The organism is Mastigocoleus sp. MO_188.B34 (assembly GCF_030065675.1).
GTDB lineage: Bacteria > Cyanobacteriota > Cyanobacteriia > Cyanobacteriales > Nostocaceae > Mastigocoleus.
Genome location: NZ_JASJDK010000185.1, coordinates 1 through 11,549, shown reverse-complemented (window position 1 = coordinate 11,549; position 11,549 = coordinate 1). Strand labels below are relative to the sequence as shown.

Below are 11,549 nucleotides of genomic sequence, written 5' to 3'. Positions count from 1 at the left end.
GTGAAGGAATTTTTAGGACTTATTGTTTTTGCCAAGCATCGGAGAAATGGGAGTTTACACATCAACTCACCCTCGTAAATTGGCGAAGGTATTGATGATAATAGCGATTTATTACCACTAATATAATAGAGACGACCCGTTTCCCCAGGGAAATTAGAAAAGGGTTGGGTCGTCTCTAAAAATATCTATTTTTTACAAATAATTTAGGGCTGCTATTTTATATTGAGGAGATTACCAACTGTGTTTAACAATTTTTGCTGAAATCTCTTTACTCCAGATGTCTGTACTTTAGGTATCTCTACGTTAGATTTTTCTACCTCAGGTTTTTGTACTTCAGTTTTTTTTACTTCAGGTTCCTCTACTTCAGATTTTTCTGCTTCAGGTTTATTTAACAAATTCTTCTCTGTTTGATAAAGAGTCGCATTGTTAGCTGTCTCTAAATCCTTTTCGAGGATTGAATAATCATTATGACTTAAAAGAATAGCAATCCCAACATCGCTCATACTCTGTGATGCTTTGATTGCTCCTCCCACATAAATATGCCAAGATATTTCCACATCACTTTCAAAAATTGGTTGCTCAATTGTTTTAACAACTCCATCTCGCTTTGGATGAATTGAGTAAGCGCTGTATTTCCAATCTTTTTTATCCTTGACTTGAATATTAGGAGAATCACCAATTTGTAATTGCAAATGTAATTCGTTTAGTTTTATCCCCTGATATTTCTCAAACATTTTTGAAGCACAAGTACCGGGACTCCCCACGTTCATTTCCATGAGAAGTGGTTCTTCACCATCTTCTTGTAAAAATAAATTAATGTTGATTACACCATTTTTGGGATAACCGTATTCTAAATTTTGTAATGCTTCAATTGAAAATTGTTTAAGCTGTTGGAATTCTGGCTCTTCTTCCCTAACAACAATACTGCCAATTGAATAACCGTAAAGGAACTTGTCATTAAATCTATAGTATTTACAAGCAGCAAAATATTTAGGCTTACCATCTTCAATTGCAACGGTTGTAGTATATGGCTGACCTCTAACTAATTCATTGAATTCAAATTCTTGACTTAAATTTACATTATTCTCACACCAGGCTTTGAGTTCGTCAATCGTGTGAATTCTTCTGACTTGTTCACCTTCATTTCTATTAACTGATTTGATAAATACGTTATCGCCCAGTTCTCGAACAACAAAATTGAGATATGAAAGTGGTTCTTGACGATATTGGTTGCGATCGAAAATCAGATGTTTTGGTAGTTTAATTGAAGAGTTTTTCAGGGCTGATTTGAGAGAACTCTTGTTAGTAAATTGGCTGACAACAGTTTGGCGATCGCCATGGGTTAGATTCAAAGTTTCACGCAACTGTGCAGTTAACAGCATCAAATATCCATCATTAGTCACAACCTGACAGTTGCTGTCTATTAGTCCATAATCGGCTTTAATCTGCTGATAAGTTTGGAATATATTTTCCAAATTAAACGGCTCAATTATTCTTACCAGTCCGAAATGCTGATACTGAGAAGGTACAACTTTACTCAGCCCTCTTCTACTACAAAGTAAAACTAAGTTTCTCTTGTCAGATTTAATAGTACTGAAGTCAGTTTTCGCGGAAAGCATGTCATGTAGCACAAAAACAGTTTTCTGATTGACATCAATCCCATTAGTTAAAGATATAGATTCATTTATTTCCTCACAGAGTGCTTCTTGGACTAACTCGACAATTTCCTCGGAACACCCCCATGACAGGGTGACTCCAGATCCACCATGACCATAGTTATAGAAAATTTTGGTGTTAGGAACTCTCTCCAAACAAACATTTTTCTCTGTACATGGTCGCAAACCAGTTCTGACAGGCTCTTCTTCGTCTAATGGAAGGTCTCTCAACTCCTCTAAAAACTGCAAACAGCCATCATACATCTGGCGAATAATTGGTATATCAAGGGACAACTCTGTACTCCATTTATCCGGCTGTGCTAATCCTCCCAAAACAATTAAATCATCACCTCTAGGAACGATGAAAATGATGTCTTGTTCGTCGCTAGAAGAGCGATCATGAGAAATACAATGGGCATCCTTGACAACACCTCCTTGATTCTTCACCCTTACAAGGGCACCCCTTAAAGGATGCATTGAAGAATCCCCTGTTGTCACAATAGATCCAAGACCTGCACAGTTGACGATTGCTTTAGCATTGAAACGACGAAGCAATTCTTGTTCGTTTTCAACTACGTTAATAGTGATTTTTTCTTGTACGATTTCGCATCCAATTTCAATAGCGTGTTTCAGTAACCACTTCATGTAAACATCTGTGTTTACCATTGGAGACATATGCTTATAAGCATCTTTTATGCCTCCTTGGAAATTCAAGTCAATACTGTCTTTGACAATCTGCAAGCCTCTTTCAAAACCATCAACTTTATCCTTCAATTCATTCATTTTGTTGAGGTCGAAGGGTTGATTTTCCAAGACATCCTTGAAGTAGAAATACACATCTCTCAGATAAATACCTGTTGATTCTGAGCCGAAATCTGCGTGCATTTGCTTGAACTTGTCATAGGAAGTCATGCACCATTCTTTAGAGCGTTCCAAAGATCTGGGGGCACCATGATGACCGCAAACTGCTGGCGGCCACTCCCACAAAGCACCCGCTACTACAGAGGTTAAATCAGGAGCAAAGCTATCTGCTGCGATGGTAACGTTAAAGCCTGCTTCTTTGAGACAGATAGCGGTTGTTAAACCACTGACCCCTGCCCCAATAACTAAAATGTTTGCGTCCTGAATTAGGGTTAACTTTTCTTTCATCTTTAACCCTATATTTTCATTCAATCGCATAATATTAATAACCTCACCAAGGAAAACTCGTATTTTTGAATGGCATTAATTGTGAGAACTCTGCAGGCTCAAATAGGGAACACAAATTCTTTAAACCTTGATTTTTAATAATCCTCAATTTAACAAGCTTCATAAAGTAAGACTTGCTAAATGACTGTTGTCTCTTTCAGTTTTAGCCGATGGTTGAACACTAAATAAATAAAACACTAACAAATGTTTCTCGTTCCCAAGCCCTATATTTGTGATTAGCTTTTAAAGAACAATGAAGAAACAGTTAAGTTAATATATTTGAAGCTAAATCCCATTGCCACATAAGGTTTACCTAAAATTAGTATCTGCAGTTTTATTCTGAAATCTAATAAAAACTTAATAAACATTTTCGATTTTAGAAAATGATTAGAGTTTTTAAATTTAAAATGTAAACGATTGGATTGATTAAAAGCACTCCTTTATTTGTGACTTTTATGACAAATTACCTTAATAATTTCAAAGGTAACAAATGTATTCGCTAACCCATTTAGGATTGATTCACTGAGTTTGAAAGAAAACCCGGTTACCTGAAACCCTAATGAATTGATACAGCACATTTTTTACCAATTAGTTACTCCTTAATTCTGTCCAAAGTCTAACTGAGATTTTTTGAGTTTATATTTAATTGATTTTAATGACTTCTAAGTAATTACTGTACTTTAGATAGATCCAGTTTCAGAGTTTCTGTTCTAGATATATAAAAGGTACTATAAATTCTTAAAATGTCACTGCCTACTATAACAAGAAGAAAGCTTTATTACAATCTGAATTACAAGATAGTCAACCATAATTACTCAAATATATATTAAATTTTCAGTGTAATATTTGACTATTAACTGCATAATTAATACGATATTTATTTGTAAATTAATTTAATAATATGTGTCTTATTTAACTTTTGGCTCTCAAAATAAAATTTGAATATTCAACAACAAATTTAGATCAATTTAATAATGGCATATGTCTTAAAAGGCGATATTAGTTGTATTTTTAAGACATGAATTACAATAAATTTAACGCACCATAGGTTAAATGGTGCATAATTCTCATTCTTATATACTGATACTATTAAGAACTAAAGAAGGCTTGAGGAAGTTATACTCAACCAAGCGATTTTTATTACGCAACTCAATTTTACGTTCAACATGATTTAAATCCTGTTGAAATAGTCTGACGACTTCTTCGGCACGAGAATCGCTAAATTCTCGATCATAATAACCTAAGCGATCGTAACGATAAGCTGATAATCCGTAAATGATTTGTAGTTGGTCTGCGGTTTGATTGGGTGGGGGGAGAAACGCCATTAAACTTCCCTGATCCATGTTGGGATTAGAATCTACAGGTTGGTAAGCTGCAAGGGGCATATTGGGAACAAATGCCATATACTCATATTGGGGATAATTTATAGCAGAGTGCTGAGGTCCGCATGTAAAAATAATGCTAGTCACAACATCAATTAATTGTTGTAGATTTTCAAATTGGGAAGGTACTCCTTTAACTCGTCCACCATCAGGAGCAACTAATTCTGCAGCCCAAGCTTGCAGTTCGCGATCGTCTCTAATATCCCCTGGATTTGGGTAATATATACTCAAGTAATTCGATACAAATTTCTTGATCGCCTCCCACAGTAGCATTCCATCATCTCTGTAGGGGTAGTGGGGTAACCGATCAGGGTCATCTAAACCACGATTTGCAATTTCCTTAGGTAAAGCAAATTCCTTCAAACTCCAGTATTCTTCAGCATTTTTAAAGTAAGCTTCCCGGACGATTTGTAGGGATTCTCTTAGGGTTCCTGCAAGGAGATTATCAACATATCCACCCTGATTAATTAAATTTTTACGGGCTAATTCATTGTTGTGCAGCATGAATCGGAAGTGGGGACGTAGCAATAAACCCAAAGGATGATTTTCAGCGAGCTGTCGAGCTGTTACTACTGCGAAGGGTTCCATCACCAGGTGAGTACGACATAAATGGCTACTCATTTCATGATGATTTGCATCTGCTATCTGCACGCAAATTTTGGCATATAACCAGTTAAGGTGAGAATCAAAAGGAGTTAAAATTCTACTTTTGGTACCAAGTTCTGGTACCAGTTGAATTGCAATTGGGGTTAGTTCTCCGTGATCGCAATAACCAGAATTACGCCAGCAAAATAAGGCGATGGGTGCAGGTAAAGACTTTCGACCCCTAAGATAACTTCCTCCTCTAACAAACGAAAGACTAGTATAGTCTGCGATGTATAGGTTTCCGTTGCTGAGTTCTCGCCCTAGATTGAGGGATGTACCAAATTCAGCCTGTAAATCTTGAATGGAAAATGCAAAGTGAGGAGGTAATTCCTTAATACTACGTATTACCATTGGATTTGCCCCACTTAGTCTTTGTTCGGCAAAGTGTTCGTCATTCTGGTAAGTCTTAATTAATTCTGGTGCTGGTAAAACTGGGAAAAAGTCTTCATAATCTTGAAACTCATCAAAGGGATCCCAAAAAGAGCGAAGTCTAATTCCCAGGGTATTAGCAGATAATTTACCCAAAGTTAAAGGTAATCGTTCTGCGAGATATTTAGGGGAAAAAGCTTCGTTGTTAGGAACATCATCAAGTAATGGAAGGGGAGAAAGATAATTGAAATTAAATTGGTATTCTTCACGGTTTTTGTTAAGCCAATCTTTTCGCTTCTCAGGGCTGGGGTCATTTTGAGGAAGATAGGGTTTCATTTATTAAGAGCTATAAAGTTTACATTCGATGACAATAAATTTACGAGTTATGAAAACTTACTCAGCTTTGAATAACAGGATAAAGTTCAAATAATGAAATTTTGTAAGGTATAACCAAGAAAGCGCAAAACCTGACCTTCACGCAAAATTGACTTTATGTCATGTCCAACAGCTTGTACTACAAAATTTTATATCTGCTCAAATATCTACCCAAATTTAGAGGTTTGGGGCTATCTGTTAGTTCAAAGAAATTGGGTGAATCCTGATGATGTTACCTAGGTTTAATATCTACAGAAAATGCACCTGATACTTTAATATAGGTAAATTTTTACTCGTAGTTTCATTAAGAATAAACTTATCTTATTCTAGGTATCGCTTTTGCTGCTTAAGGTATAACAAAAATTTAATACAATATTTACTGATTTGTTAAAATTGTTTTAATTGTAATAAAAACTACTAACTCAATTAAAACACAAGGTTAATTACTGGCAACTATTTTCTATGAACGGTTCGATTGCAAATAAATGCCTGTGGAATAAATATGATAAAAGTTTAAAGAACATCCACTAAACTTTAACACCAATAACCCATTACCCATTACCACATGAAATTCATCGGTATCGACCTGGGCTGGAAATCGCAACCAAGCGGTTTATGCCATTTAGAGTTAATAGATAATAAACTAGAAATCCTAGATCTAGATCGTCAAGAAAGTATTGCAGATATCCTTAATTGGATAGACAATTGCGTTCAAAAAAGTGAAAGTGCTTTAATTGCAGTCGATGCACCGACCCTAATTCCTAATGCAACTGGGAGTCGTATATGTGATAAGCTAACCCATAAGCATTTTGGTAAATATCAGGCTGGGTGCTATCCTGCTAATCTTGGCTTACCCTTTGCCGAACGTACCGTGAATTTTGGTTTGGAACTCGAATCTCGGGGTTACAGTCATGCACCAAAGATTGAAGCCCAAAAACCTGGAAAATATCAAATAGAAGTTTTTCCCCATCCTGCTATAGTTCACTTATTTAGCTTGGAACGCATTCTTAAATATAAAAAAGGACGCCTTCACGAACGTCGTTTAGAACTCCTAAAACTTTATAATTATATTCTAGAGATTTTACCTTCCCATTCTCCTCAGCTATCTACCGTAAATCTTGGTGATTTTATTTCTTCTATTCCTACTAAGGGAACAGAACTCAAGGCTGTTGAAGATAAGCTTGATAGTATTATTTGCGCTTATGTCGCAGCTCACTGGTGGTATTGGGGAGAACAACGCAACCTTGTTCTTGGTGATAAAACTACTGGTTATATTGTTATCCCCTCACAACTCAAAACTGCTTCTTGTTTGGCGTAACGAACTTGAATTTGAGCTTTAATATCATGTCCGATAAAACACTTTTGATAAGGTTTGTAGTAGCGCTTCAGCGCCAGCCAACATTTGTTTATAGCGCTATTAGCGCTGCTAGCGGCTCCGCAGATAGAACAGCTAGAGGCTTCCTCCACCGACGCCACAGGCTCTAGACGCTGTAGACACGCTCAGTGTCTGTGCTTACGCCCCACGCCTCACACTAGGTTAATGGATGTCCGTCAGGATATAGCGCTACTACAAACATATTTTTTAACAAGTAATTAAGCAGACCTAATATAATTGGAATTATTCAGCCCAAACAATCAATCTTGGTTCATAAGGACTAGAAAGATGTTTGTGTTTTGGTAACACCCGCAGGGATAAACCTTGTAAACCAGAGGTTTTATAAGTGATGTCGGCGGTGTAAATACTTAATTGATTTGAATCTTCACCTTGGTAATCCATCACGACAGGAACCCCATTAACAATATCACCATCAGCATTAATTGCACCTTGATATAACTCAACTTGCACGTCATTATTTGTCAAACTTGTTAAATCAATTTTGGTTTTCACTGCTACGGTTTGATTTACTTGGATGTCTGGGCTAGAAGATACATCAATGTCTTTGATTTTGATGTTATACCAGTTTTCTTTAAGGTTTTCTTCCCAAGCAGCGACTTCTTTGGCTGGTGCATAGTGATTGGAACTCAGGCTGTAGTAGCGATCGCTAGCAGGAAAATATCCTTTTTGGGCATATTCTGTTAACATCCGCGCTGTATTAAAAAACGGACAGTTCAAGCGAATAGCATCCTTCATTTTAGCAATCCAGCCTCGGGGCAAACCATCGGCATCACGGTTATAGAATAAAGGTACTACTTCTTTTTCTATGATGTCGTAAAGAGCATTTGCCTCAATTTCATCTTGGTAGTTGGGATCTTCATAGGTTTCCCCATGTCCAATCGCCCAACCAGTAAGAACATAATTGGCTTCATCCCACCAACCATCAAGCACGCTCAAGTTAGGTAATCCATTCATAGCTGCTTTCATCCCACTAGTACCGGAAGCTTCACGGGGACGACGGGGTGTATTTAACCAGACATCACAACCTGAAACCATTAATCTGGCAATATGAATATCGTAGTTGGGAACAAATACAACTTGTTTTTCTAAGCCTTGCTCGCGAATAAAATGGTTGATATCGCGAATTAGTTCTTTCCCGGGAATATCTTTCGGGTGAGCTTTACCAGCAATTACAAATTGTAACTTACGATTTTTATCACCCAGCAAAATATTTTTTATTCGCTCCAGATTTCTCATCCAGAGAGTAGCACGCTTATAAGTTGCAAAACGACGTGCAAAACCAATGGTTAAAACTTTTGGGTCGAGAACTTCTTGAGCTTGAGCAATTTCATGTGGGGATGCACCGCGATCGTGTAAATGTTTTACTAAGTGTTCCCGCACATATAAAATCATGTCTAAACGGCAACGTTCGTGGTTACGCCACAATTCCTCGTCGGGAATGACTTCCATTTTCCCCCACATGGGACGATCTGCTGGGGTTGCAGACCAGTTTGGTCCTAGGTAGCGATCATATAATTCTTGAGTTGATTTAGCAACACAACTCCTAGCGTGAACACCGTTAGTAATAGCCGCGATCGGTACTTCGTTAACGGGTAGACTACGCCACAAACCTTTAAACATCTGTCGCGATACTTTACCATGTAGCTGCGCTACACCATTGGAAAATACAGCCATCTTTAAGGCTAATACCGCCATACTAAAGGGTGCTGATAAATCTCCTGTATTTTCTCTTCCTAAAGCTAAAAATTGGTCTTTGGATAAACCAAATATATCCGCATAGTATCCCAGATAGTACAGTACCTTATCAGGAGGGAACAAATCGATTCCCGCAGGTACTGGGGTATGGGTAGTGAAAATATTACTTGCAGCGACTACCTGTTTTGCTTGGGCGTAATTTAGCCCCTGTTCTTGAATTAATATCCGAATGCGTTCTAAAGCAGAAAATCCTGCATGACCTTCATTCATGTGATAGGCTGTGACGTTATAACCCAAGGCTTTGAGCATTTGTACGCCACCAATACCCAACATAATTTCTTGGTGGATGCGCATATCAATATCACCACCATAAAGCTGGTCGGTTATATCGTGGTCATAGGTTTTGTTAGGTTCAATGTTGGTATCCAACATATAAAGGGGAACCTTTCCTACCTGTACCCGCCAGACTCTAGCATATACCTCACGTCCGGGATAGTTTACTGCAATTCGCAGTTCCGAACCATCTGCATTCCGTTCCAAGTGCAACGGCATATTGTAAAAATCATTGATGGGGTAGCGTTCTTGCTGCCAACCATCAGCATTGAAATATTGGGCAAAATAACCCTGCTGATAGAGTAAACCAACACCTACCAATGGTAAACCCAAATCACTCGCAGATTTTAGATGATCGCCAGCTAAAACACCTAAACCCCCAGAATAAATTGGTAAACAGTCCGTAAGACCAAATTCAGCTGAAAAATAGGCGTAACATTCTTTTGGTTTATCAGAACGCTGTTTTTGGTACCAAGTGCGCTCTTTGATATAATCTGCTAACTGCTGTGCGGCTCGATCCATTTGAGCCAAAAAACCATCATCTTCAACAACTTCCATCAACCGATTTTGGCTAATAGTACCAAGCATTAAAACTGGATTATGACGGCTAGACTCCCATAATTCGGGATCTAAGCGATTAAATAAATCCTTAGATTCAGCATTCCAATCCCAATGGAGATTATATGCTAATTGCCGCAATGGCTCTAACCTTTGTGGCAAGGAAGGAGAAACATTAAAAGTGCGAATGGGCTGCATATATCGGCTAAACTCCAACTACCGCTATGGATATTGTTGACCTTATTCACCTAAACTTGCCAATTTTTAACTTATATATTTGTAAGGAGATGATAACTTTGTATCGTATTGCAAAAAATACTTTAGATTTAATAGTATTAATTAAATTAACTTAACAGAATAAAATAAAGTTGTATTTTTTTTGGTAATGAGTAATGGGTAATTAGCAACGAGTAGTGCTCAACTGTTAACTCTCAGCACATTAACTGTTAGCTTTAGCCCGCAAGGGTGTGGCGTTAGCCATAAACTGTTAGCGCCTAGCGGTTAGCAGCTCGTGTAAGCGCGCCCTGCGTGACGTTAGTCAGAGGCTTTGCCGACGCCGCAGGCTCTAGGTATTGCGTGCACGACAGCACATTAACTGTTAACTGATAACTGTTTCTCTTAAAAGATTACTCGTCTCCCGCGTCCAAATAGCTTAAAAAGGAATTAGCAAAAATTGCAGCCTGGGTGCGATCGCGCAAATTTAATCGACTTAAAATATTGGTGACGTGATTTTTGACCGTACCTTCAGAAATATAGAGTTTTTTAGCTATTTCTTTATTGCTAGCACCAGATGTGATTAACTTCAGTACCTCTTTTTCTCTGGGTGTAAGTTCGGTTAAACCTAACGGTGGTTCAGTTTGATTTGAATGATTTTTAATTTCAGAAGGAAACTGAGTGAGAAGTTTTTTGGCAATACCTGGTCCTAATTGGGTGTATCCTTTATGAACGGCACGAATTGCAACTGCGACCTCTTCAGAAGGAGTATCTTTAAGAAGATAGCCCGTTGCACCATTCTGTAGTGCTTTAGTTACATACTCATCATCATCAAAAGTTGTGAGAACGAGAACTTTTATGTTGCTAAAATTTTGCTGAATTTCCTTCGTTGTTGCTACTCCATCCATTACTGGCATTCTAATATCCATCATCACCACATCGGGTTCGAGTTGGGGAATTATTTTAATAGCTTCTTTTCCATTTTCTGCTTCTCCAACAATTTCTAAGTCAGTTTCTAATTCTAATAACGCTTTTAAACCCTGACGAATTAAATGTTGGTCGTCTACCAATAATACTTTAATCATAAAATCATTACTTTATTGATAATTTTCCACATACAACTCATTACTTCAGGTCTTACGCAATTGTCACAATACACCGGTGGTGCGTGACACTCAAAACCTTGTTAATACGTTCAGGTTAACTCGCTTATGTCACGCACCCTACACGAAAAATGTGCCTGTTGCATAAGTCCTATACTTATTAATCATTACTTATTACTGTGCGCAATACCTATAGCTAGAGGCTCCCTCCGCCGTCGCCGTAGGCTCTAGCTGCGCTACCTGCGGAGCCGCTACCTACGGATCCGGTACGCTACCGCCAGGCGCTAACATTACTCATTACTTCTCGCCAATTACCAATTTACTAAATCAAAGGAATTTCAACTATTATTTTACAGCCCGAATTTGGAGTAGTTTTTATATTGAAGTTTCCTCCTAATGCTAAAGTGCGATCGCGTATACTTTGAAGACCAAATCCACTGGTGTTTTGGGTGACATCAAATCCTTTACCATTATCTTTAATAACTAATCGTAAATGATTGATTTTTGTGTGATTGATTTTTGTAGTTATTTTGAGTATAACTGCCGTTGCTTGAGAATGTTTAGAAATATTTGTTAACGACTCTTGAATAATACGATAAATTGCAGTATTAATTTCTATAGATAAAGGATGTTCAAT

At 37.7% G+C, this 11,549-nt stretch carries 6 protein-coding genes; 1 reads left to right on the top strand and 5 read right to left on the bottom strand.

Annotated features, from left to right (window positions below; genetic code table 11):
• Window positions 1-212: 212 nt before the first annotated feature.
• Both QNJ50_RS27015 and QNJ50_RS27010 read right to left on the bottom strand, forming a co-directional pair.
• Complete coding sequence (locus QNJ50_RS27015) at window positions 213-2,804, bottom strand: FAD-dependent oxidoreductase (RefSeq protein WP_300641806.1); 2,592 nt, start codon at window positions 2,802-2,804, stop codon at window positions 213-215.
• Window positions 2,805-3,916: 1,112 nt separating this feature from the next.
• A complete protein-coding gene (locus QNJ50_RS27010) occupies window positions 3,917-5,575 on the bottom strand; it encodes a lipoxygenase family protein (RefSeq protein ID WP_300641803.1) in 1,659 nt (552 codons plus the stop codon).
• Between the two features lie 604 nt (window positions 5,576-6,179).
• On the opposite strand from QNJ50_RS27010, the gene QNJ50_RS27005 reads away from it, so the two are divergent.
• Window positions 6,180-6,932 carry a DUF429 domain-containing protein gene (locus tag QNJ50_RS27005; RefSeq protein ID WP_300641800.1) on the top strand — a complete coding sequence of 251 codons (753 nt, stop codon included), beginning with the start codon at window positions 6,180-6,182 and terminating at the stop codon, window positions 6,930-6,932.
• A gap of 300 nt (window positions 6,933-7,232) precedes the next feature.
• On the opposite strand, the gene glgP is transcribed toward QNJ50_RS27005, so the two are convergent.
• The 3 genes from glgP to QNJ50_RS26990 form a co-directional block, all read right to left on the bottom strand.
• Entirely contained in the window at window positions 7,233-9,794 is a 2,562-nt protein-coding gene (gene glgP / locus QNJ50_RS27000; RefSeq protein WP_300641797.1) for an alpha-glucan family phosphorylase, read from the bottom strand.
• A gap of 428 nt (window positions 9,795-10,222) precedes the next feature.
• Window positions 10,223-10,894, bottom strand: a complete 672-nt coding sequence (locus tag QNJ50_RS26995) for a response regulator transcription factor (protein ID WP_300641795.1) — start codon at window positions 10,892-10,894, stop codon at window positions 10,223-10,225.
• Between the two features lie 340 nt (window positions 10,895-11,234).
• Window positions 11,235-11,549 (bottom strand): ATP-binding protein (locus QNJ50_RS26990; protein ID WP_300641792.1); only part of this gene is annotated, 315 nt, incomplete at its 5' end.

What these genes read in the sequence shown, in the direction of transcription:
- QNJ50_RS27015 (WP_300641806.1), bottom strand. Translation starts at nt 2,804, where the DNA reads ATGAAAGAAAAGTTAACCCTAATTCAGGACGCAAACATTTTAGTTATT.
- QNJ50_RS27010 (WP_300641803.1), bottom strand. Translation starts at nt 5,575, where the DNA reads ATGAAACCCTATCTTCCTCAAAATGACCCCAGCCCTGAGAAGCGAAAA.
- QNJ50_RS27005 (WP_300641800.1), top strand. Translation starts at nt 6,180, where the DNA reads ATGAAATTCATCGGTATCGACCTGGGCTGGAAATCGCAACCAAGCGGT.
- glgP (WP_300641797.1), bottom strand. Translation starts at nt 9,794, where the DNA reads ATGCAGCCCATTCGCACTTTTAATGTTTCTCCTTCCTTGCCACAAAGG.
- QNJ50_RS26995 (WP_300641795.1), bottom strand. Translation starts at nt 10,894, where the DNA reads ATGATTAAAGTATTATTGGTAGACGACCAACATTTAATTCGTCAGGGT.